This is a genomic window from Streptomyces sp. NPDC058289, from assembly GCF_042880975.1.
Classification (GTDB): Bacteria; Actinomycetota; Actinomycetes; order Streptomycetales; family Streptomycetaceae; genus Streptomyces; species Streptomyces stoeckheimensis.
Map to the genome: position 1 here is coordinate 14945 of NZ_JBHVYI010000054.1, position 22100 is coordinate 37044.

The 22100-nt window shown below is 73.5% G+C and carries 17 protein-coding genes; 9 read left to right on the forward strand and 8 right to left on the reverse strand.

What is annotated here, in order from left to right:
- The first annotated feature begins 27 nt into the window (after window positions 1-27).
- Entirely contained in the window at window positions 28-420 is a 393-nt protein-coding gene (locus ACFVX6_RS25600; RefSeq protein WP_389695157.1) for a hypothetical protein, read from the forward strand.
- 6 nt (window positions 421-426) lie between these two features.
- Here the strand turns inward: ACFVX6_RS25600 and ACFVX6_RS25605 are convergent, their stop codons facing one another.
- From ACFVX6_RS25605 to ACFVX6_RS25615, 3 genes are all read right to left on the reverse strand, one after another.
- On the reverse strand, window positions 427-1119 hold the full coding sequence (locus ACFVX6_RS25605; RefSeq protein ID WP_389695159.1) for an aspartate/glutamate racemase family protein: 693 nt from the start codon (window positions 1117-1119) through the stop codon (window positions 427-429).
- 45 nt (window positions 1120-1164) lie between these two features.
- Window positions 1165-2223 carry an aromatic acid exporter family protein gene (locus ACFVX6_RS25610; RefSeq protein ID WP_389695161.1) on the reverse strand — a complete coding sequence of 353 codons (1059 nt, stop codon included), beginning with the start codon at window positions 2221-2223 and terminating at the stop codon, window positions 1165-1167.
- A 151-nt stretch (window positions 2224-2374) separates the two neighbouring features.
- Window positions 2375-4501: a PIG-L family deacetylase gene (locus ACFVX6_RS25615; protein ID WP_389695163.1), complete on the reverse strand. Its 2127-nt coding sequence runs from the start codon at window positions 4499-4501 to the stop codon at window positions 2375-2377.
- 563 nt (window positions 4502-5064) lie between these two features.
- On the opposite strand from ACFVX6_RS25615, the gene ACFVX6_RS25620 reads away from it, so the two are divergent.
- The 3 genes from ACFVX6_RS25620 to ACFVX6_RS25630 all read left to right on the forward strand — a co-directional run bounded on the left by ACFVX6_RS25620 (window position 5065) and on the right by ACFVX6_RS25630 (window position 9373).
- Window positions 5065-6285 carry a glycosyltransferase gene (locus tag ACFVX6_RS25620; RefSeq protein ID WP_389695165.1) on the forward strand — a complete coding sequence of 407 codons (1221 nt, stop codon included), beginning with the start codon at window positions 5065-5067 and terminating at the stop codon, window positions 6283-6285.
- A gap of 93 nt (window positions 6286-6378) precedes the next feature.
- On the forward strand, window positions 6379-7263 hold the full coding sequence (locus ACFVX6_RS25625; protein ID WP_389695167.1) for a patatin-like phospholipase family protein: 885 nt from the start codon (window positions 6379-6381) through the stop codon (window positions 7261-7263).
- Window positions 7264-7759: 496 nt separating this feature from the next.
- Window positions 7760-9373 (forward strand): alpha/beta hydrolase, encoded by a 1614-nt coding sequence (locus ACFVX6_RS25630; protein WP_389695169.1) that lies wholly within the window; start codon window positions 7760-7762, stop codon window positions 9371-9373.
- A 14-nt stretch (window positions 9374-9387) separates the two neighbouring features.
- On the opposite strand, the gene ACFVX6_RS25635 is transcribed toward ACFVX6_RS25630, so the two are convergent.
- Complete coding sequence (locus ACFVX6_RS25635; protein WP_389695171.1) at window positions 9388-10827, reverse strand: FAD-dependent monooxygenase; 1440 nt, start codon at window positions 10825-10827, stop codon at window positions 9388-9390.
- A 38-nt stretch (window positions 10828-10865) separates the two neighbouring features.
- On the opposite strand from ACFVX6_RS25635, the gene ACFVX6_RS25640 reads away from it, so the two are divergent.
- The gene (locus tag ACFVX6_RS25640; RefSeq protein ID WP_389695173.1) at window positions 10866-11555 is read left to right on the forward strand and encodes a TetR/AcrR family transcriptional regulator C-terminal domain-containing protein; all 690 of its coding nucleotides are present in this window, start codon (window positions 10866-10868) and stop codon (window positions 11553-11555) included.
- Window positions 11556-11632: 77 nt separating this feature from the next.
- On the opposite strand, the gene ACFVX6_RS25645 is transcribed toward ACFVX6_RS25640, so the two are convergent.
- Both ACFVX6_RS25645 and nadE read right to left on the reverse strand, forming a co-directional pair.
- Window positions 11633-13204 carry an MFS transporter gene (locus tag ACFVX6_RS25645; protein WP_389695175.1) on the reverse strand — a complete coding sequence of 524 codons (1572 nt, stop codon included), beginning with the start codon at window positions 13202-13204 and terminating at the stop codon, window positions 11633-11635.
- Between the two features lie 478 nt (window positions 13205-13682).
- The gene (gene nadE, locus ACFVX6_RS25650; protein WP_375953359.1) at window positions 13683-14513 is read right to left on the reverse strand and encodes an ammonia-dependent NAD(+) synthetase; all 831 of its coding nucleotides are present in this window, start codon (window positions 14511-14513) and stop codon (window positions 13683-13685) included.
- A 138-nt stretch (window positions 14514-14651) separates the two neighbouring features.
- Here nadE and ACFVX6_RS25655 point away from each other — a divergent pair, with 138 nt between their 5' ends.
- From ACFVX6_RS25655 to ACFVX6_RS25665, 3 genes are all read left to right on the forward strand, one after another.
- On the forward strand, window positions 14652-15212 hold the full coding sequence (locus tag ACFVX6_RS25655; protein WP_389695178.1) for a PadR family transcriptional regulator: 561 nt from the start codon (window positions 14652-14654) through the stop codon (window positions 15210-15212).
- A 92-nt stretch (window positions 15213-15304) separates the two neighbouring features.
- Window positions 15305-17041, forward strand: coding sequence for an acyl-CoA dehydrogenase family protein (locus ACFVX6_RS25660; RefSeq protein ID WP_389695180.1), 1737 nt, complete (start codon window positions 15305-15307; stop codon window positions 17039-17041).
- A gap of 456 nt (window positions 17042-17497) precedes the next feature.
- Window positions 17498-18823, forward strand: coding sequence for a peptide MFS transporter (locus ACFVX6_RS25665; protein WP_389695182.1), 1326 nt, complete (start codon window positions 17498-17500; stop codon window positions 18821-18823).
- Between the two features lie 31 nt (window positions 18824-18854).
- On the opposite strand, the gene ACFVX6_RS25670 is transcribed toward ACFVX6_RS25665, so the two are convergent.
- Window positions 18855-19973, reverse strand: coding sequence for a glycosyltransferase (locus ACFVX6_RS25670; RefSeq protein ID WP_389695184.1), 1119 nt, complete (start codon window positions 19971-19973; stop codon window positions 18855-18857).
- A 278-nt stretch (window positions 19974-20251) separates the two neighbouring features.
- On the opposite strand from ACFVX6_RS25670, the gene ACFVX6_RS25675 reads away from it, so the two are divergent.
- On the forward strand, window positions 20252-21235 hold the full coding sequence (locus ACFVX6_RS25675) for a deaminase domain-containing protein (RefSeq protein WP_389695186.1): 984 nt from the start codon (window positions 20252-20254) through the stop codon (window positions 21233-21235).
- 24 nt (window positions 21236-21259) lie between these two features.
- On the opposite strand, the gene ACFVX6_RS25680 is transcribed toward ACFVX6_RS25675, so the two are convergent.
- Window positions 21260-22093, reverse strand: coding sequence for an SDR family oxidoreductase (locus ACFVX6_RS25680; RefSeq protein WP_389695188.1), 834 nt, complete (start codon window positions 22091-22093; stop codon window positions 21260-21262).
- Window positions 22094-22100 lie beyond the last annotated feature (7 nt).

The window sequence follows — 22100 nt, forward strand, 5'->3', positions numbered from 1 at the left end:
CGTACCGAGCGGAGAGTTGAAGAAACGATGACGCTGAACGAAGGCCGACGGGTGAGTCTGGCGGCCGACATCCGGCTGACCGACTGGGTCGCGATGACGGAGGGCCCTTCGGGTTCGGCGGGGGCCGTCGCCGGTTCGCTGTCCCTGGCGGCGGGCACCGAGGGCACCGTGGTGCGGGTGGTCGAGCACGACCGGCAGACCGAGGAGTCCCGCGAGTACGAGAGGCTCAAGTCGCTCCTCGACGCCTACGGCGCGGGCATGCCGGCGGAGAGCAAGAAGCAGCTGGAAGAGAAGGTCGCCGGCCTGGAGCCCGCGTGGGCCGCCTACCGTGCGGAGCCGCTCCGGGTCACCGTCCGGGTGCGCTTCGACAACGGGTTCATCCTCGACGACGCACGCGAGGACGTCTTCGACCCCGCCTGACGGGCGTCAGGGGGCCAGGGCCGCGTCCACCGCCGCCTCGGCGTGCAGGCGGGCGGTGGGGAAGAGCGGTACGGGGCTGTCCGCGGGACCGATGAGGAGCTCGATCTCCGTGCACCCCAGGACGACTCCCTCGGCGCCCCCGGCGACGAGGTCCTCGACGACCCGGCGGTACGCGGCACGCGATTCCTCGCGGACGACACCGAGGCAGAGTTCCTCGTAGATCACCCGGTGGACGAGTGCACGTCCCTCGGGACCCGGGACGAGCACGTCGAGCCCGCCCGCGGCCAGGCGGCCCCGGTAGAAGTCCTGTTCCATCGTGAACGCGGTGCCCAGGAGCCCCACCCGGCGCAGCCCGGCGCCCCGGACGGCGGCGGCCGTGGTGTCCGCGAGGTGCAGGAGCGGGACGGAAACGGCCGCCTCGACCGAGTCCGCTACCTTGTGCATGGTGTTGGTGCAGATCAGCAGGAGCTCGGCGCCCGCCGCTTCCAGCGACCGGGCGGCATCGGCCAGTACCTCGCCGGCTTCCTCCCAGCGGCCCTGGACCTGCAACCGCTCGATCTCCGCGAAGTCCACGGAGTAGAGCACGCAGCGGGAGGAGTGGAGTCCGCCGAGGCGTTCGCGGGTCCGCTCGTTGAGGATCCGGTAGTACTCCGCCGTCGACTCCCAGCTCATACCGCCGATCAACCCGATCGTCTTCATGCGCCAAGCATAAGGGGAAGTTCGCTATGGTTGATCATTCATAAGTCAACCTTTGGGAGTCTGTGGGCGGGGCTCCAGTGCGTCGAGGACCCGGTGCAAGGGCCGGCGCAGGGCGACGGCGACGGGCCGGGGATCCGTGCGGGCGTAGGCGGCCAGCCCGTCTCGGGCTGCTGTCACGGCGGCCGCGGGGTCGTCCCCCGACAAGGCGTCCTCGACGGCCCGCGCGGTGAGCGAGGCCAGTTCGGGAACCCGGAGCCGGGCCCGGGCGAGTTCGGGAGCGAGCTCGTCCCGGCAGGTGAACGCGTCCACCTCACCGGCCAGGGTCGCCACGTGCACGGCGAGCCCGTCGGCGGTGGCGATGCGCTCGGCCCGCAGGCGCACGGTGCCGCGCTGACGGCGGCGCAAGGGGTTGAACCGCAGGGCGCGTTCGGCCTCACGCGCGCGGGCGGCGCCCGCGTGCACCGCTTCGACATGGGCGTGCACCCGGGCGAGATTGTCGCGGGCGGCGGCCGGACCGCCGCCCAGCACCGCCGCGGTACCGGTGAGGGAACGGCTCAGGCGCGCGGCGCAGTCGCCGGCGACGGCCGCCAGGACGCGCTGGGGGTCGGGCGGCCACAGCAACGGAGCGAGGAGGATGGTGACCGCCGCGCCCGCCGCGGTCTCCCACGCGCGGTCCAGTGCGTAGGAATCGGGGGAGGTGCTGGCGAAGACCAGCAGTGAGGACAGCGCGACCTGGATGTTGTTCGTGCCGCCGGCCCGCAGGACCATGCCGACGCCCAGACCCAGGGCCACCACCAGCGCCAGGGTGAGGGTGGAGGGCCGCCACAGGTTCAGGACGCCGATCGCGATCAGCACGCCCGCCACGACTCCCAGGATCCGCTGCAGCGAGGTGCCCAGGGCCGTCATCGGATCGCCGCGCAGGGCCACCAGGGGGACCATCGCCGCGAACACCGGCGGCTGGTCGGCGCCCAGCCACAGCGCGGCCTGCCAGGCCGCGGCCACGGTGACGACGATCCGGGCGGCGGCCGGACCTTCGGTGCGCAGGAGCTCCCGGGCCCCGGTCCTCCCGGCCCGGTGCGCCGTGGAGGCGGCGAGATCGGTCATCCGTGCTCAGCCGCGGTGGATGCGGTCGTCATGGGAGCCCCGATCGCAGGTCGAGTGGGGGTGGGACGGAGTCAGGAGTCGGCCTGGGGCCGGTCCGGCCGGTCCTCGGCCGGGACCCGGCGCGATCCGCCGCCATCGTCGCCCGCACCGCTCAGCGCTGCCACCCGGGGCTCGCGCGATAGACCGGTGCGCCCGCCGGTGGCGGGACGGCCCGGTACCAGGGGGAGGAGGGCGGCCGGCTGCCGAGCGGTTCGGAGCCGGCGGGGGGAGCGGTCGTGACGTGCAGACCGGCGTCCAGGCCGAGGACGGCGCCGACGGCCGTGCCGTCCTGCGCGGTCAGGGCCGCCGGGGCGCCCGTGTAGTGCATCTGGGACTCGTACCAGGAGGGTCCGCCGTCCGTGTCCGCCACACCGACCGTGCCCGCGCCCGCGCGGCCCGCGAGCAGGCTCCCCGCGACGCCGACGGAGCCGTAGCCTCCCTCGCCGCCCGCCTCGGTCACCGGGGAGAACTCCGGTACGGTCCCGCCCGCGGTGGCCAGGCTCGTGGCGACGGTGCCCGTGCCGGGGCGGCGGAAGTACAGGGCGACGCCGTCGCCCTTCGCGCTCGCCGAGAGCGGCCCGGTGGTCGCCGGCAGCCCCGTGGGTGCGGGGGCGTCGAACGGGGCGTCCGGGGTCTGCTGGACCCAGGCCAGCACGCTCTGGGCCGTGGCCGCGTACACGTGGCGCCGGCCGGCCGCGTCCGTCGCGGTGACCGGGTCGCCCTGCAGGCCGGAGCCGCCCAGGGAATCCCACGCGCCGAAGGTGCCGTCGGGTGCCGACTGCGCGGCGGCGCGCAGGGTGCGCCGGGAGTCGCGTACGTAGACGGTCATCCGGCCGGTACGGTCCACGGCCACGGCCGGTGCGCTGATCGCCGAGGTGAGGGACGCGTCGTCCGTGTCCGGGGTGCCCAGCGACTGCCACGGGCCGAAGGCGCCGTCGGGCGCCGCCTGGACGCAGTACACGAGCTCGCGTCCGTACTCCTGGGGGGTGGTGCCCAGCGTGGTCCGGGTGCCGAAGACCGCGACCCTGCCATCGGGGAGCCGGACCGCCGTCGCACCCGTGTCCATCCCGGTCCCGGCGAGGAACCGGGGCCCCTGCCAAGGGGCCTTGGGTCCGCTGCGCGTCCAGTAGGCCATCCGTCCGTCCAGCACGGTGAAGGCCCACAGTCGACCGGACACGCCCTCGGTCATCCAGGAGGTGACATCGCCCCGGCCGTAGCGGATGGTCTGGCTCCAGCCGGAGCCGGCGGGCCGGCTCGCCGTCTTGCGGTCGCCGCAGCCGGCGGGGCTGCCGCACCAGTTCTCGTGGTCGGACCAGGCGTAGGTCTTGAGGTAGCCGAGCTTCTCCTCGGCGGCCTGCGGGTCCAGCGCCGGGGGCAGCGAGCTGTTGGGATAGCTCACGTAGTTCTGGACCGAGAAGTGCGGCCGGTCCGTGGTCTTCGCGTAGCGCTCGGCGGCGGCCTGCACGAAGCGGGCGCCGTATATGTGGTCCTGGTGGTCCAGGAAGAAGCCGCCGCTGCGCGTCCGGCCGGGGGTCGGGTCCTGGGTCCGTATGGTGGTCGGCCGGTACAGGGCGAAGACCCCCGCGATGGCCTCCACGACCTGGTCCCTGTCGTACGAGAACCCGGGCGTGACCGGAGTCCCCGAGCTCAGCTGGGCCCCCAGGGCGGGGACCCGGCCGTCCCACAGTCCGCGCAGGCTGTCCGGATTGTCCCCGGAGAGGCTGCGGGCCTCCCGTAGCTGCATCCACACCAGGTTGACCTCGGGCCGCGCCACGAGGACGTCCACCTCGGCGCTCCCGCCGCCGAGGGTGGGTATGGAGCGGCGCTGCCAGGCGCTGGTGCGGTCGCCCGTGGCCATCTGCGCGTAGGCGGCCCGGATGCCGTTCTGCCGGGCCTCCGCGTAGGCGGCGTGGTCGGCGGGGCCCGCGGGGTCCTGCAGGTGCGGGCTGTGGGCCTCGTTGCGGCCGTCGCCCTCGCCGGAGGTGAGGTAGACGGTGGTGACCTTGATGCCCGTCGATATGGAGCGGCTCAGATCGGGGTTCATGAAGTAGAGGTCGTCGTCGGGGTGTGCGACGACTTGGAGGACCGCGCCCTCGGTCACACTCGGGCGGAGCCCAGCCCCGGGGGCCGCGGACTCCGGCGTGGTCCCGTACCCGTAGGCCCAGGTCGTCACGCCGACGGCGCCGACGGTGAGCGCGGCGAGCAGGCCCGCGATGCGGGTGCGGCTGGCCAGGGACATCTGCAACGCCTCGGGGCTCGGTCGGTCGGGTGCGGAACTGGGCTGCGGGGCGGGTCCGTGCCCCGTTGGCCCCACCGCTTTCCGGAGACGACCGGGCCCGATTATGCCTCGCGCGCGTGCGCCTGACACACCGTCGGGTCGATTATCGGATGGTATGGGCATCTCGTGTCGATCACCCGAATCGATCCAGTTTGTCCAGATAGGTCGAGGGTGAAATCCCGCCCCGTGCCCGCCTGTCCGAGCGGTTCGTGACGCTGCCGCACTCCTGGTGCAATCGGCCGTGCGCACGGTCGAGGCGCAGGTGGGCGCCGTAGGACTCCCGGTCCCCGCACCTGACGAGGAGTCGGCGACCGGGGGTGAATCGTCCGGGGCGGCCGAGCGAGGGGGGCGCCTCCCGTGTGAGCGGATCCACACGGCGGGCGTCAGCCGTGAGACCCGCGCCCCGCCATGATCAACATACAGCGCACAGGGGGGCTTGCGGCAAGGCCCGGGGCATGGCGAAGAATCGCGGACCGAAGCCGGAATCCACGGCGCCCCGCCTCTACCGAAACGAGTGTTGCCGCATGCGTGTGGTGTTGTCGACGTACGGGTCGCGCGGAGCCGTCGAGCCGATGGCGGGGCTGGCGGTGCGGCTGCGGGAGCTCGGCGCGGAGGTGCGGATGTGCGCACCGCCCGACGAGGAGTTCGCCGTACGGCTGGCAGGTCTCGGCGTCGAACCGGTGCCGGCCGGCAGCCCGGTGCGCCCGCTGGTGACCTCGGTGACACCCGGATCCGCAGAGGGCCTCGCGCAGCGGGCGGCGGACCTGATGACCGCGCAGTTCGACACGGTCGCCGCGGCGGCCGAAGGCGCGGACGCATTGGTGGCGACCGGTCCCCTGCCGGTCACCGCCGGCGCGCGGTCGGTGGCCGAGAAGCTGGGCCTGCGCTTCGTGCACGCGAGCCACCAGCCGGTCAGCCTGCCGTCGCCCCACCGTCGCCCGCCCGCGCGGCGGGGCCGGCCCCTGCCGCCGGACGCCACCGACAACCAGGCGCTGTGGGACGAGGACGCGGCCATCGCGCACACCATGTTCGGCGAGACGCTCAACACCCTGCGGGCAGGCGCCGGCCTGCCGCCCGTGCACTCCGTCCGGGGCTACGCCTTCACCGCCCACCCGTGGCTGGCCACGGACCCGCTCCTGTCCCCGTGGCAGCCGACGGGTCTCGGCGTGGTGCAGACCGGAGCGTGGTGCGCACCGGACGAACGGCCGCTCCCCGCCGAGCTGATGGAGTTCCTGGACGACGGCCCACCGCCGGTCTACGTGGGCTTCGGCAGCACCCCCCTGCGCGCCCCCGAAGAGGTCGCCCGGGCGGCCGTCGCGGCGATCCGCGCGCACGGCCGCCGTGCGGTCGTCTCCCGGGGCTGGGCCGAACTGGGCCTTGCCGACGGCCGGGACGACTGCCTCCTCGTCGGCGAGGTCAACCATCAGGCGCTCTTCCGCCGGGTGGCCGCCGTCGTGCACCACGGCAGCGCGGGCACCACGATGACCGCCACCCTGGCCGGCGTGCCCCAGGTGGTGGTGGCCCAGGGCGCGGACCAGCCCTACTGGGCCGGCCGGGTCGCCGACCTGGGCATCGGCGCGGCCCACGAGGGCCCGGCCCCGGCCGCCGAGTCCCTGTCCGCCGCGCTGCGCACGGCGCTGGCCCCGCAGACCCGCGCCCGGGCGGCCGACGTGGCCGCCGCGGTCCGCACCGACGGGACCACGGTGGCCGCGCGGCTGCTCCTCGCAGGGGCCCGGACCGCTTGACCTCAAGCCGGGTCGAGGTCCTACCGTCGGCCCCGTTGATCGTCACCCGACGGCCCACACGGCATGCACGGCACAAGACGAGGGGCGGACCCCGTGAACCTTGAAACCGGAGCCACCACGGAGCGGGCACTCGTACTGGGACCGGGCGGCCCGGTCGGCACGGCCTGGATGGCGGGCCTGGCCGGTGGACTGCGCAGCACCGGGGTCGATCTCGGCGGAGCCGACCTCGTCATCGGCACCTCGGCCGGTGCGATCGTCGGCGCACTGCTGGCCACCGGCCAGGACCCCGGACGGCTGGCCGCCCCCGGTGTCCGGACCGGTCCGGCAGCTCCCGGAGGAGAGGTGGACGCGGCCCGGCTGGGTTCCGTGTTCGCCCTGCTCGGGGAAGCCGGCCTGGAACCGGGAGAGGCCCGGCGCCGAGTCGGCCGGATCGCCCTGGACCACGCCGACTCGCCATCCGGCCCCGACGCCGAGCGGGCGCTGCTCGCGGGTCGGGCCGCGCTGATCGGCGTCGGCGGCTGGCCGGGCCGCCGGTTGCTGATCACCGCGGTGGATGCGGCCACCGGTGAGCCTGTGGTGTGGGACCGTACGAGCGGCGTGCCGCTGGTGCAGGCCGTGGCCGCGAGCAGCGCCTTCCCCGGAGCCGAGCCGCCCGTCGCCATCGGAGGGCGGCGGTACATGGACGGGGCCCTGCGCGCCGGGACGAACGCGGACCTCGCGGCCGGGGCGCGCACGCTGGTCGTCGTGGAGCCCCTGGCGCACCTGTTCCCCCGCGAGCCGCTCGAAGAGCAGCCGGAGTCCGCCGGGGCGCGGACCGTCGTGACCCTCGTTCCCGATCCGGACGCCGTGCGGGCGTTCGGCCCCGACCTGCAGGACCTGGCGCAGTGGGAACCGGCGTACCGGGCGGGCCTCGCCCAGGCGAGCGCCGCCGCCGAACGGCTCCGCCCGGTGTGGAACACGGGAACCGGCACGGCCTGACCACGGCCCTCCGCCCCGCTCTCCCGCGCAATCCTCACGAACCCGGTGAACCGGCGGCCGGGCCCGCGGTCATCCGGTCGGCCCAGCCGACCGGCGGGCAGGCCGGGCCGAACCCGCAGGCCGGGGCGGTACGTTCCGCATCCCGTCGGGCTCGCCGTCTATCCCGCCCGCCCCACGGATGGGAACCTGATCCTGCCGCTCAGCCGAGCGCGGGCGCCCACACCCTTCCCCCCGGACCTGGGCCGTCTCTTCCGGATCTTGCCTGGCCCGCGCCGCCCGGCACCGCACCTCGCCGCCCTGCCGGGGCATCCGAGTACGTCCAGTACGCGGGAGCCCCGGCAGCGCGCCGAGGCACGGCACCGGACGACGCGGACCTGACCGGCAAGATCCGGAAGAGACGACCTAGGCCGTCTCTTCCGGATCTTGCCGGGCGGCCTACGCCGAGACGGCCTCGGCGCGCCCCTGCCGTCGACCTGCCATCAAGGGAGTTCACCGCATGCAGACCCGTTTAGCCGACGATGCGCGCAAGCGAGTGGTGTGGGGGATAGCCCTCGTCCTGATCGCCGTCACCGCGCTGCTCGGAGCCGGGCCGGGGGCCGCCACGGCCACCGCCCTGCCCGCCCCGCCCGTACCCGTCCTGTCCTGGGGACCCTGCGCCGACGACCAGGGCGACGGCTTCGAGTGCGCGACCGCCCAGGTGCCGCTCGACTACCGCCGGCCCACCGGAACCACGATCCCGCTGGCCGTCACCCGCCGACTCGCGGCCGACCCGGCGCACCGCACCGGCGTCCTGGTGCTGCACCCCGGCGGCCCCGGCAACTCGGGCGTGAACTTCGCCCGCAACAGCTACGCCGCACTCCCCGCCGCCCTCCGCGACGGCTTCGACGTCGTCGGGTACGACATGCGGGGCGTGGCGCGCAGCGGCCAGGTGGAGTGCTGGAACGACGCGGAGTACTCTGCCGCCGTCGACGCCGCGCGCGGCGTCCCGGGACCGGGCGCGCTGCAGACCGCCGTCCGGCAGGGCCGGGAGTTCGCCGCCGCCTGCCGGGAACGCTCGGGCGGCCTCGTGCCGTTCATCGGCACCGCGTCCAACGCCAAGGACCTCGACCTGCTGCGCCAGGCTCTGGGTGAGGAGACGCTCACCTTCTACGGCCGTTCCTTCGGCAGCTACGTCGGCACCGTGTACGCCGCGCAGTTCCCCCGACGCGTGCGCGCCATGGTCCTGGACGGGGCCTACGATCCGCGCCGCTACGCCGACGTGCCCTACGCCTACGACGCCGCGCAGTTCACCGCCCTGGACGCGGCGGTCGGCCGGTTCCTCGACTGGTGCGCACAGAACGCCACCGCCTGCGGATTCGGCAAGGGCAAACCCCGGCAGGCCTTCGAACAGCTCAAGCGGGACCTCGACGCGGATCCCGTCATCACCGCGAGCGGACGCCCGGCCACCGGCTACACCCTGGCCTACCGCCTGATGTTCAACATCAACTCGGGCAAGGAGATCTGGCCCTACCTGGGAGAGGCCCTGGCCTTGGCCCAGGCCCACAAGACCTCCTTCCTGCTGTCTCCCCCCTCACCCGCGTCCTTCGACTTCCTCAACGTCAACATGGCCGTCGAGTGCGCCGACCGCGTCTACCCGACCAGCCGGCTCCTCCTGGGCGCCCTGGTCGGCGCGGAGGTCGCCTCGGCGCCCCTGCTCGGGCCGCCCATCGGCCTGGGACCGCCCACCTACGACCACAACCACGCGCCCACCTGCGCGCAGTGGCAGGCGGAACGCCCCAGCCGCTACGAGGGCTCCTACCGGGCGGCCGGTTCCGCCCCGATCCTGGTCCTCGGCACGACCGGGGACCCGGACACCCCGTACCAGGACGCCGTGGCCCTGGCCGGGACGCTGGACGCCGGTCGGCTCCTGACCTTCTCCGGCGAGGGGCACACCGCCTACAACCGGAGCGCTTGCGTCAGCGCGCTCGTCAACGACTACCTGGCCACCCTGGCCCTGCCCGCACGGGGCACCGTCTGCGCGGACGAGACGCCCCCGGAGGCAGTCGGCCGGCGCACCACCGGGCCCGTGGAAGCCGACGAGACGAACGACGTGATCCCCACCCTGCGCTGACCGGGGGATCCGCCTCAGCTCCCCGCCGCGGGGGAGCCGGGGCGGGCGACGCGGGCGAGGTAGCGGGCCAGTCCGGTCGCGTCCTCGCCCGCCCAGCCCACGTAGCCGTCGGGCCGGACCAGGAAGAGCCCCTTGCCGTAGGGCTCGTACGGTCCGATCCGGTGGACGTGCAGGAACTCCGTTCTCACGGGCGGCAGTTCGGCATCGGTGCCGACGGCGAGCAGGGTGAAGTGCGGTCCCCGGAACAGGTCGAAGAGCCTGCGGCCGTCCGGGAGCGGGCCGTCGGGGGCGCGGTCCCCGGCTGCCAGGGCGCCCGCGGCTCCCTCGGAGAGGGGGCCGCCCCGGTAGCCCAGGCCGAGCTGGCGGGTGGCTCCGCCGCGCTCCTCCTGGCCGCGGTGAATGCGTGTGGACAGGCCCAGTACGTGCGCGGCAACGGGCCGGCGTTCCTCCTCGTAGGTGTCCAGGAGCGCGGGGTCCGCGCCGTGGCGCAGTACCTGTCCGAGCTTCCAGCCGAGGTTGTAGGCGTCCTGCACGCTGGTGTTGAGGCCCTGGCCGCCGGCGGGGGAGTGCACGTGCGCCGCGTCGCCCGCGAGCAGCACCCGGCCGGCGCGGAAGCGGTCGGCCATGGCGGCGCGCGGCCTGAAGTCGGAGGCCCACCGGACCTCGGTGACGTCCTCGGCGCCCAGGTGGGTCAGCGCGGCGACCGCGGCGGGGATGTCGAGATCGTCGGTCCGCGCGACGAACTGGTGCTCGTCGGTGCCGGGCAGCGGGCACAGGGCGGCGAAACCGCCGTCCGGGCCCGGGAACAGGTGCCAGTGGTCGCGGTCCAGTGCTCCGGGGCGCAGCCGGACGTCGGCCACCACCATCGGGGCGGGATCCACGGTCTCGCCGGTCATGCCGATGTCCAGGGCCCTGCGGACGGTGGAGCGGCCGCCGTCGGCGGCGACCAGGTAGGCGGCGCGCAGCGTACTGCCGTCCGAGAGGTACGCGCTCACCCCGTCGGCGTCCTGGTCGAAGCCGGTCAGTGCGGTGCCGAAGCGGACCCGGCCGCCCAGCCCGGTGAGGCGCTCGAACAGGATCTCCTGCGTGCGCCACTGGGGCAGGAGCCGGGCGCGCGGATGCGGCTCGGTGTCGGTGGGGCCGCCGACGCCGCTGTCGCCGAGCATGTCGTGCTCGCCCACGGGCCGGCCGTCCTGCCAGATCTGCCCGATGGGCGCGTGGGCACTCGCCTCCCGTACCGCGTCCCCCACGCCGAGGTCGTCGAAGACCTCCAGGGTCCTGGGCTGAAGCCCCTTGCCCCGCGAGCCGGGGAAGAGGGTGTCGGCCCGCTCGACGACCAGGGCGTGGACGCCGCGGCGGGTGAGGTCCAGGGCCAGGGCCAGTCCGGTGGGGCCGGCGCCGACGACGAGCACGTCGGGAGCCTCGTTTTCCTTAACGCTGTTAAGTGCGGTCATGGGTACGAGAATGTGCTTAACGCTGTTAAGTTGTCAAGGTGGTAAGAGAAGAACGAGAAGCGAAACCCGAACGGGCCCGGCTCGACCGGGCGACGGTGGCCTCCACCGCCCTGCGGCTGCTCGGAGACGTGGGTCTGGACGGCCTGACCCTGCGGGCCATCGCCAAGGAGCTGGACGTCAAGGCACCCGCCCTGTACTGGCACTTCAAGGACAAACAGGCGCTGCTCGACGAGATGGCCACCGAAATGCTCCGCAGGATGACGGCCGACCTGGACGCCGCCCGTCCGCCCGGCGACTGGTCCCAGGCGCTGGAGGCCGCGATGCGGGGGCTGAGGGAGCACCTGCTGCGCTACCGGGACGGAGCCAAGGTCTACAGCGGCACGCATTTCACCGACATGAGCTACGCCGCTCCGATGGAGGCCCATCTGCGGACGCTCGTCGCGGGCGGCTTCACGGCCGCGGGGGCCGCCCGGGCCTGGTTCACCGCGTACAGCTACACCATCGGGTACGTGATCGAGGAGCAGTCGATGGGCCCGCTGCCCGGCTCGGACGGCGAGGGCTACGACCTGGAGGCCCGCGCCGAACGGCTCGCCGAGTACCCGCTGACGGCCGAGGCGGGCCCGGAGATGTTCCGCGATCAGGACGCCGGCTTCGAAGCGGGTCTAGCGGCGGTGCTCGCGGGCATCGCCACGACCCTGCTCCCGCCGGCTGCGCGACCAGGCCCGTAGGCCCCGTAGGCCCTACAGGTCCGCCGGCTCCCCAGGGTCCGCCGGCCCCACGGGCCCCGAACGTCGTGCGAGCCCCGTCAGGGCGTCGAGGCCGCGACCGCCGCGCCCCGCACCTCGCGGCGGGGTGCGGGCGCCGGCGCGGTGACCAGGACGGCGGCCGCCGCAGCGCCCAGGAGCATGATGCCGGCCGCCCACCAGAGCGCGACCCCGAAGCCGTGCACCACGCCCTGGGCCTCGATCAACCCCTGCGCCGGGGACGCGGAGCCGCCGTCGGCGGCCTGCGCCGGTCCCGCCAGGTGCGAGGCCACGTAGGCCGTCGCGGCCGTGCTCGCGATGGTGTTGAGGAGCGCCGTCCCGATCGCCCCGCCCACCTGCTGGGCCGTGTTGACCGTGGCCGAGGTGACACCGGAGTCCCTGCGCGCCACACCCTGGGTGGCCGTCGACATCACGGGCATGAAGACCAGGCCCATGCCGAACCCGAGGACCAGCATGGCGGGGAGCACGTGGGTCGCGTACGAGGAGTCGACCGTCAGCCGCGTCAGGAGGACCAGGGCCAAGGTGGCCAGGAGCAGCCCGGGAACGATCAGCGCGCGGGGGGCGAGCCGGTCGAGGAAGCGTGCGGAGACCTGGGTCGCACCGGTGATGATCGCCAGGGTCATGGGGAGGAAGGCCAGCCCGGTCCTGACGGGGGAGTAGCCGAGGACGAGCTGGAAGTAGTAGGTCATGAACAGGAACAGGGCGAACAGGCCGATGGTGGCCAGTGCCATCGTGACGAGGCAGCCGGCCCGTGTCCGGTCCCTGATGATGTGCGGGGGGAGCATGGGGTCGCTCGCCCGCGCCTGCCACCAGGCGAAGGCGGCGAGCAGGACGGTCCCGCCGACGAGGAGCCCGATGACCAGGCCGTCGGACCAGCCGCGCGGCTCGGCCTCGCTCAGCCCGTAGACGATGGCCACGAGCCCGCCGCAGCCCAGGACCGCTCCCGGGACGTCGAGCTTCGCTCCCGTACGGCCCGTGCCGCGCAGCACGGCGAAGGCGCCGAGGACCGCGACCGCGGCGATGACCACGTTGACGTAGAGGCACCAGCGCCAGTTCAGGTACTCGGTGAGCAGGCCTCCGGCGATCAGGCCCACGGCCCCGCCACCGCTCGCGATCGCGGCGAACACGCCGAAGGCCTTGGCGCGTTCCCTGGGGGTGTCGAAGGTGGTGGCCAGCAGCGACAGGGCGCACGGCGCGAGGAGCGCCGCGAAGACGCCCTGCAGCGCCCGGGCCGCGAAGAGCATGCCCGGCCCGCTCGCCGCGCCGCCCAGGGCGGAGGCGACGGCGAAACCGCTCAGGCCGATGACGAAGGCCCGCCTGCGCCCGATGAGGTCCGCGATCCGCCCGCCCAGCAGGAGCAGCCCGCCGAAGGCCAGCGAGTAGGCGGTGATCACCCACTGCCGGTTGCCGTCGGACATCCCCAGATCGCGCTGGGCGGAGGGGAGTGCGATGTTCACGATCGTGGCGTCGAGGACGACCATCAGCTGGGCCAGTCCGATGACGGCGAGCGCCCACCAGCGCCGGGGGTCGGGCGGGGCCGACGGTGCGCCGCCGGCGGGCGGGGCTACGGCGTCGGGCATCGGGCCGGATGAGGTTCCGCTGGCGGACGTCATGCAGTCAGCCAAACACGGATCGTGACGCTCAGCCCGCCTGGAGGTCCGCCGGTGGGACCCTGCGGTCCGCACGGGAGCGGCCGGGCCCGCGGCCGGACCGGTGAGCGGGCCGGAGGGTTCGCCGACGATGGCCTTCGCCCGGGGCCGAGCCCGCGCCGACCGGCGCGGACGCCGCAGCCCGCTGCCGCCGCACGTGGAGGCCGCGCACGGCGGCGTACGCGGCGACGGTTGCGAGACTCGCGGCGCACCAGGCGCCGAGGACCAGGAGGATCGTACTGAGGACGGCCACGGGGACTCCTCCGGTGTGGACTGGACCACCACGGCGAGCCGGGCAATTGTTGCTCGCCGTGACCGTCCAGTACCCCGGGGAGACGGACTTCACGCGCCCGTCATGCCCGCTTCCGTCCCGTCCTCTTCGGTCCCGGACCCTTCGTCCTGGCCCCTTCGTCCTGGTCGGCACCGGCGCGGGCGCGCGCCGCTACGGCGCGATCGGCAGCTGCCGCTTGTGCTCGGTCAGGCGGTAGCGGCGGACGATCGTGTCGAAGGCGCGCTCCCCGACCGGCTTGCCCTCCAGGAAGTCGTCGATCTCGTCGTACGTGACACCCAGCGCGTCCTCGTCCGCCTTGCCCGGGTCGAGGGTCTCAAGGTCCGCCGTCGGCGTCTTCCAGACCAGCTCGGCCGGTGCGCCCAGGGCGTCGGCGCAGGCCCGCACCCGGCGCTTGGTCAGCCCGGTCAGCGGCACCAAGTCGGCCGCGCCGTCGCCGAACTTGGTGAAGAAGCCGGAGACCGCCTCGGCGGCGTGGTCGGTGCCGACGACCAGGCCGTCGTGCGCGCCGGCGACCGCGTACTGGGCGATCATGCGCTGGCGGGCCTTGATGTTGCCCTGCACGAAGTCCTGGTGGTGGGCGTCGCGGAAGACGGTCCCGCCGGCCAGGGAGGCGGCCAGCGCCGCGTCGCTCGCGGGCTTCACGTCCACGGTCAGCACCCGGTCGGCGTTGATGAAACCGAGGGCGAGCTGCGCGTCCCGCTCGTCGGCCTGGACTCCGTAGGGCAGTCGCATGGCGTAGAACGTCGCCTCGTGTCCGGCCGCCCGGGCCCGCTCCACGGCGAGCTGGCAGAGCCTGCCGGCCGTGGTGGAGTCCACCCCGCCGCTGATCCCGAGCACCAGGGAGCGCAGGCCGGTGGACGTGAGCCGCTCGGCGAGGAACGCCACCCGGCGCTCGATCTCCCGCTGGGCGTCGAAGCTTTCGGCCACCAGGAGCTCCCGGGCGATCTCCTGCTGCAGGGCGGTGGACGCCGGCTGGCTCACGGTTGCTCCTCATGGTGGTTCGTCGGTTCGCGATGCGATGCGCTGTCCCGCCGACCCTAACCGAGCGCGCGGGTGAGCCGTGTCTCACCCTCGTGGCGGCGCTTGTCTATGCAACGAGTTGCATAGAAAGATCAGGGCATGGCACTTGAGCACGCGATCCTCGTCTCCCTGCTGGAGCAGCCGGGGTCCGGATATGAGTTGGCCCGCCGGTTCGACCGGTCCATCGGCTACTTCTGGACCGCGACCCACCAGCAGATCTATCGCGTGCTGAGCCGGATGGAGGGCGACGGACGGCTCGACGTCCGCGAAGTGCCGCAGCGGACCCGGCCGGACAAGAAGGAGTATTCCGTCACCGCGGCCGGCCGCGTAGCCCTCTCGGCCTGGCTCCACGAGCCGATCGAGGCCGACACCGTCCGCCACGAGCTCGCCGTGAAGATCCGCGGCGCGGCCTTCGACGATCCGGCCGCCCTGATCCGCGAGGTCGAGCGGCACCACCGGACGCACGCCGACCGGCTCACGCACTACCTGGCGGGAGAGCTCCGCGACTTCACCGGACCGCAGGCTCCGGCTCCGGATCCCTCGGACGCCGGGCGGGAACTCCAGCACGTCGTGCTCCGCGGCGGCATCGCCTACGAGCGCATGCAGCTCGCCTGGCTGGAAGACGTACTGGCCACCCTCCACCGCCTGGCATCCCCCTGACCCGGCGCCGCCGAGCGCTCCCTGCTCCTCCTGTTCCCTCCTTCTCCTGCTCCCTCGTCACCCCTCATCCTCCGACCGGAAGGCGAACGCCCATGAGCGACCAGCTGCTGTTCAACCCGCGCACCTACGACCCCGCGCACTTCGACCCCGAGACCCGCCGCCTGCTGCGCGCGACCGTCGACTGGTTCGAGGAGCGCGGCAAGCGCCGGCTGATCGAGGACTACCGCACCCGCGCCTGGCTGGGGGACTTCCTCGCGTTCTCCGCGAAGGAAGGCCTCTTCGCGACCTTCCTGACCCCGGAGCCTGCCGCCGGCCAGGACGGGCCCGACAAGCGCTGGGACACCGCACGCATCGCCGCCCTCAACGAGATCCTCGGCTTCTACGGCCTCGACTACTGGTACGCGTGGCAGGTCACCATCCTCGGTCTCGGCCCCGTCTGGCAGAGCGACAACGCCGCCGCCCGTGACCGCGCCGCCCAACTCCTCGACGCGGGCGAGGTGTTCGCGTTCGGCCTGTCCGAGAAGACCCACGGCGCGGACATCTACAACACCGACATGCTGCTGGAGCCGTATGTCGACGGTGACGGTGCCGGCGGCTTCCGGGCCACCGGCTCGAAGTACTACATCGGCAACGGCAACGCCGCCGGACTCGTCTCCGTCTTCGGCCGCCGCACCGACATCGAGGGCCCGGACGGCTACGTCTTCTTCGCCGCGGACAGCCGCCACCCCGCGTACGACGTGGTGAAGAACGTGGTCGACTCCTCCAAGTACGTCAGCGAGTTCCGCCTCACGGACTACCCGGTCGGCGCCGAGGACGTCCTGCACACCGGCCGCGCCGCCTTCGACGCCGCCCTCAACACGGTCAACGTCGGCAAGTTCAACCTCTGCACCGCCTCGATCGGCATCTGCGAGCACGCGATGTACGAGGCCGTCACCCACGCGCAGGGCCGCATCCTCTACGGCCGCCCCGTCACCGCCTTCCCGCACGTGCGCCGCGAGCTGACCGACGCGTACGTCCGCCTCGTCGGAATGAAGCTGTTCAGCGACCGCGCCGTCGACTACTTCCGCTCCGCGGGCCCCGACGACCGCCGCTACCTCCTCTTCAACCCGATGACCAAGATGAAGGTGACCACGGAGGGCGAGAAGGTCATCGACCTGATGTGGGACGTCATCGCGGCCAAGGGCTTCGAGAAGGACACCTACTTCGCCCAGGCGGCCGTCGAGATCCGCGGCCTGCCCAAGCTGGAGGGCACGGTCCACGTCAACCTGGCGCTCATCCTCAAGTTCATGCGCAACCACCTGCTGGAACCGGCCGACTACGCCCCCGTCCCGACCCGCCTCGACGCGGCCGACGACGCGTTCCTCTTCCGCCAGGGCCCGGCACGCGGCCTGGGATCCGTACGGTTCCACGACTGGCGCCCGGCCTACGACGCGTACGCCGCCGTGCCCAACGTCGCCCGGTTCCGCGCACAGGCCGACGCCCTCTGCACGTTCGTCGAGACCGCCGCCCCCGACGAGCAGCAGAGCCGCGACCTCGACCTCCTCCTGGCGGTCGGCCAGCTCTTCGCCCTGGTCGTGCACGGCCAGCTCGTCCTGGAGCAGGCCCGCCTGACCGGCCTGGACGAGGACGTGCTCGACGAGCTGTTCGGAGTCCTCGTACGGGACTTCTCCGCGCACGCCGTCGAACTGCACGGCAAGGACTCGGCCACCGCGGACCAGCAGGCCTGGGCCCTGGACGCGGTCCGCCGCCCGGCCGTGGACGCGGACCGCTCGGCGCGCGTGTGGGCGCGCGTGGAGGCCCTGGCGGGGGCGTACGAGATGAAGGCCTGACGCTCGGCCTCCCGGCCCGGCCTGACGCTCGGCCTCCCGGCCCGGCCCGGGGCCGGCCGAGGCGCGGTCCCCGGCCCGGTCCCAGGTCGGGCCGAGGCCGGGCCGGCGAGCCCGAAGGACGGGTTTCCGCCAATGGTGCCAGGAGGTCCTCGAGCCCTCCGCCGCCCGAGGCCCGGCGGCGGAGGCCCTTCGGGAGCCGGCCCGGGACTTCGGACCCGGGTCTCTGATCGTGGACCGCTCCGTCCTTTCGGCCGGTGCGCAGGTCGCCCTCCGAGGTGTTCGCTGGAAGGAGTCGCCACAGCCGGAGCCCACACCCCGAAAGGCTGGAACACACGATGTCGACGTCCACGGAACACAGGACGGAGGTGATCGCAGAGAACCGCACCCGCACGGGTCTGCTGCCGCTGTGCCTGAGCGAAGCAGCGGAGCGGTTCTCCTTAGCGGTCCTTCTACGGAATGCGCGCGGTACTGGCGCTCTTCCTGATCGACACCGCCCACGGCCTCGGCATGTCGAAGACCACGGCGGTCGCCCTCGTCGGCGCCTACCTGTCCGCCTGCTACTTCACCGCCCTGCCGGGCGGCTGGATCGCCGACCGGGTGCTCGGCGCCCGTAAGACCGCCCTCACCGGCGGGGTGGCCATCCTGGCCGGACACCTCGTGCTCGCCTTCGAGGCCGGAGCGCCCGGCGTCTACGCCGGCCTCGTCCTCATCGCGGTCGGCACCGGCCTGCAGAAGCCCAATATGACCGCCCTGGTCGGGAAGCTGTACGCGCAGGGCACCGACCAGGAACGGGATGCGGCCTACAGCAAGTTCTACGCCGGCGTGAACTTCGGCGGCCTGGCCTCGACCCTCCTGGTGGGCTGGCTCGGACTGCACTTCGGCTGGAACGTCGCCTTCGGCACGGCGGCCGTGGCCATGGCCGTCAGCCTGTGCGTCTTCCAGGCCTCGGGCCGCCTCCGCGAGGCCGCCGACGCACCCGGCCGCCCGCTCACCCGCACCGAGGCGCGCACGGTGGCCGTCCGGACGCTGTGGTGCGTGGCCGGGGTCCTCGCGGCGGGCGCCGCGGCCCGGGCGACCGGCACGCTGACCCTGCCGCACGCCCTCACCGCGTTCGCGGTCCTGGCCGTCGTCGTACCGGTCGGCTACCTCGTCACCCTGCTGCGCCGCCCGGACCTCGACGGGCGGGGACGCGCGGGAATCCGCGCCTACGCGCGGCTGTTCGCGGCGGCCGTCGCCTTCTTCTGCATCTTCGACCTGGCCGCGTCCAACGTGCAGCTGTTCGCCGCGGACCACGTGGACATGAGGGGCATCCCGGTCACCTGGCAGGCGGCCCTGAACCCCGTCATGACCATCGCCTTCGCAGGCGTCCTCGCGTTCGTGTGGCGCAAGGTGCGCCTCTCCTCCCCGGCGAAGTTCTCCACGGGACTCGTCCTCGGCGGACTGTCCTTCCTCCTGCTCGCCCTCGCCGCGGGACACGCCACCGGAAACGCCCACATCTCGCTGCTCTGGCTGGTCGGCCTCTACGTCCTGCTGAGCCTGGGCGAACTGTTCCTCGCCCCGACCGGACTGTCGATCAGCCACAAGCTGGCCCCGGCCGGCACCGGGTCCCAGCTCGTGGGCCTCTTCTTCCTGGCCGCCTCGGCGGGCGACGCCATCGGCAGCCAGGTCGCCACCCACCTGACCGGCGCCGCCCTCTACATCGCCCTGGGCGGCCTGGCACTGGCAGCCGGCCTTGCGATGGCCGCGGCCACTCCGAAGCTGCGCCTGCTGACCGGCGAGTGAAGCGGCCGGCCGCCCACGCGGCCCTCCCGCGCTATCCGATGGCCTCGAAGGAGGCGACGAGGTCGGTGGGCGAAGGGAGCGCGACGATCTCGGACTGCGTGGCGGCGGCCCCCTTGCGGAGGGCCTCGTCGGTGAGCAGGCGGCCGAGCAGGGCGGCGTCCACCTCGGCGCCGGTCGTACGCAGGGCGAAGCCCAGGCCGGTCGCGGCGTCGGTGTTGATGAAGTGGTCCGCGCCCTGCGGGAGGATCAGCTGCGGGACGCCCAGTGCGGCGGCGGTGAGCATGGTGCCGGCGCCGCCGTGGTGCACGATCGCGTCCGCGGTGTCCAGGAGCTGTGCCAGCGGCACCCAGGGCAGCGCCCGGACATTGTCCGGAAGCGTGCCGAGCGGGCTCAGATCGGTGTCACCGACCGCGAGCAGGAACTCGGCGTCGACGGATGCGGCCTCGGAGACGACCCGGGCGACCGGGTTGACGCCCGCGAACGCGGTCACCACGGTCCCGAGGGTGACGGCGATCCGGGGCCGGGCGCCGCGGGCCACGAGATCGCTCGGAACCGAGCCGCCGCCGTTGTGCGGCACGTAGCGGACGCGCCAGCCGGTGCCGTCCCCGCCCAGGGAGTGGGGTACGACGTCGAGGACGGTGTGGGTGGCTGGGCCTTCGACCCCGCGGGCCGCGTATTCGTCCGCCAGCAGGCCGCCGAGCCGGCCGACCATGCCGAAGCCGGACATCACGCCGAAGTTGTGGACCACGGCCGGTATGCCGAGGGCCGCGGAGACCAGGGGCGCGGCGGCCTGGAAGGCGGCGTGGACGATGACGTCCGGTCGCCAGGCGGTGGCGAGGGCGAGGAGGTCGTCGATGGTGACCCGGCCGTGTTCGGCGAAGCCGGCCGCGGCGAGCCGCTCGGTGTCCTCAGGGCTGTTGCCGTCCGTGACGAACTGGAGGTCCGAGCCGTTCTGGGCCTTCTTGAAGGCGTCCAGCAGTGTCGAACCGTCACCGATCTCGACGGTGGGCAGACCGGCCTGCCGCATCTGGTCGTACGGGGCCGAGACCGCGAACAGCACCTGGTGCCCGGCGGCCTGAAGGGCCTGGGCGGTCGGCACCATCGGGAACAGGTGGCCCACCGAAGCGGGGCCGGTGAAGAGGAAGCGCACGGTATGACTCCTTGGGTGGAGCCCCGAATTTCCGCTCGGTCAGGGCTCCTTGAGGGTTCTGGCACATGTTCGAACGAATCCGCTCTCGCCTCGGTTTCCGATGAGATGATCGAATTTCGGACGATTCTGGCCTGCATCCGACCCTCCGGGGGCGGGCGTTGAGCATTCGTCCAGCCGTCTGTCATCGCTCGGCGTCATGGTGGTCGGGCGGGGTACGCCGAGGAGGATCCGGCCGGCCGGGCGGGTCGCGGCGTACGCCGGGAGCGAGTGGGGGCCCCATGACCACGGCGGCATTCGGGAACAAGGCACGACTGCGGTACGCGATCGCCTTCGTCGGGTACGCCGACCTCGAAGGGGAGATCGAGGGCGTCTCGCACCAGGACCTGCGCGGGGACAACTACTACCAGGACCTGCCCGAGCCCGCGGACTGGACCGGCGCCCTGCGCGGCATCCAGCACCGCAAGGACGCCGAGCGGCAGGTGGTCAACCTCCTCGCCGACGCGATCTACCGCCACCTCGGCTGCCGGAGCACGGCGGAGTACAAGACCCGGATCGCGGCCGTCCGCAGGGGCACCGTCGATCTGTACTCCGACATGGGCCCCTGTCACTCCTGCCGGTCGGTGATCAAGGACTTCCGCCGTGACTTCCCGGCCCTCTCCCTCAAGGTCCGCTACCGCAACGCCCTGTTCGGCGGCGGTACGGCGCAACTCCTCCAGGCGGGCGACGGCCTGTACGGGAGCTACGGCATCGGCGGCGCCGAGCCGGGCAACGGCGGCCAGTGGGTCAAGAGCTACCCCGGCAGCCCCCTGGCCGCGGTCACCGCAACTTTCGACGCCAAGGTCGCCGGCCCGGACGGCTACCGCTTCCAGGGCGCCGTCACCGCGGTCGACCAGCAGCCCCGCGCCCCGTTCCTGTACCCGGCCCCCAGCAGTACCGCGGCGCCCCTCGACGAGGTGGCCGCCGTCCTGGACCGGGTCGCGGACCACATCCGCGACACGATGGCGCCGGGACAGCAGATGCGCCCGCAGTCCTTCCGCCAGTGGATCCGCGGCATCGACCAGGGCACCGTCCGGCTCCTCGGAGAGCGCGGGCCCAGCCAGGCCGGCCGGGCCGCGTTGGCGGCCTTCGTCGCCGACTTCCCCAAGGTGCGGATCGAGGTGTCCTACGCGGCTGCGGCCGCGCAGGCCGACGGGTGCGGCTACGCCGACGCCACCGCGCTTCCGGGCGGCACCTGGCTGAGGGTCTTCCCCGCCACCCGCTGACCCGACCGCCCCGCGGCCCGGCCGTCAGTCCTGGGCCGGGCCCTGTACGAGGAGGCGGGCCGCTGCGTGATCGGCGCGGTCCGCCTCGTCCGAGGCGTCGATGTAGCCGTAGGCGTCGTCGCCGACGGGGATCCGCAGCGGCGTGGGGCCCTCGGCGGCGACGATGTCCAGGACCCGCGCGGCGAAGTACTCGGGGCGTCCGGTCTCGGGGCTGTCCGCGAGGCCGCGGGCCCCTTCGAGCATCTCGCGGTTGGTGGCGTCGTAGGCGGGGATCCGGTGGGCGGCTTCGGCCATGGAGGTGCCGTAGCGCGTCGCGAACATGCCCGGTTCGATGACGGTGACGCGGATGTTGTGGGGAGCCGCCTCCATGGCGAGGGTCCGGCTCATGCCCTCGAGGGCGTGCTTCCCGGCGGTGTAGGCCGCCAGACCGGGGAAGGCCATCCGGCCGACCACGGACGAGACGTTGAGGATGTGGCCGTGCCCCTGGGCCCGCATCAGCGGCAGGACGAGCCGCGCAAGCCGCCAGGGGCCGACGACCAGGGTCTCCAACTGGTCGCGGAGTTCGGCGTCCGAGACCTCCTCGACCGCGCCGAACAGTCCCACGGCGGCGTTGTTGACGAGGATGTCGATGCCGCCCAGGCGTTCCACCGCGGTGCGGACGGCCTCCTCGCAGGAAGCTCCGTCCCGCAATTCGAGCGGGACCGGGACGATGCGGCCGGGCCAGGCCGCGGCCAGATCCTCCAGGTCGGCGGTCTTGCGGGCGGTGACGGCCAGTTCGTCCCCGGCCCGGGCCGCGGCGCCGGCCAGTGCGTGCCCGAGCCCCGAGGAGCATCCCGTGACCAGCCAGCGTCGTCCCATGGTTCCC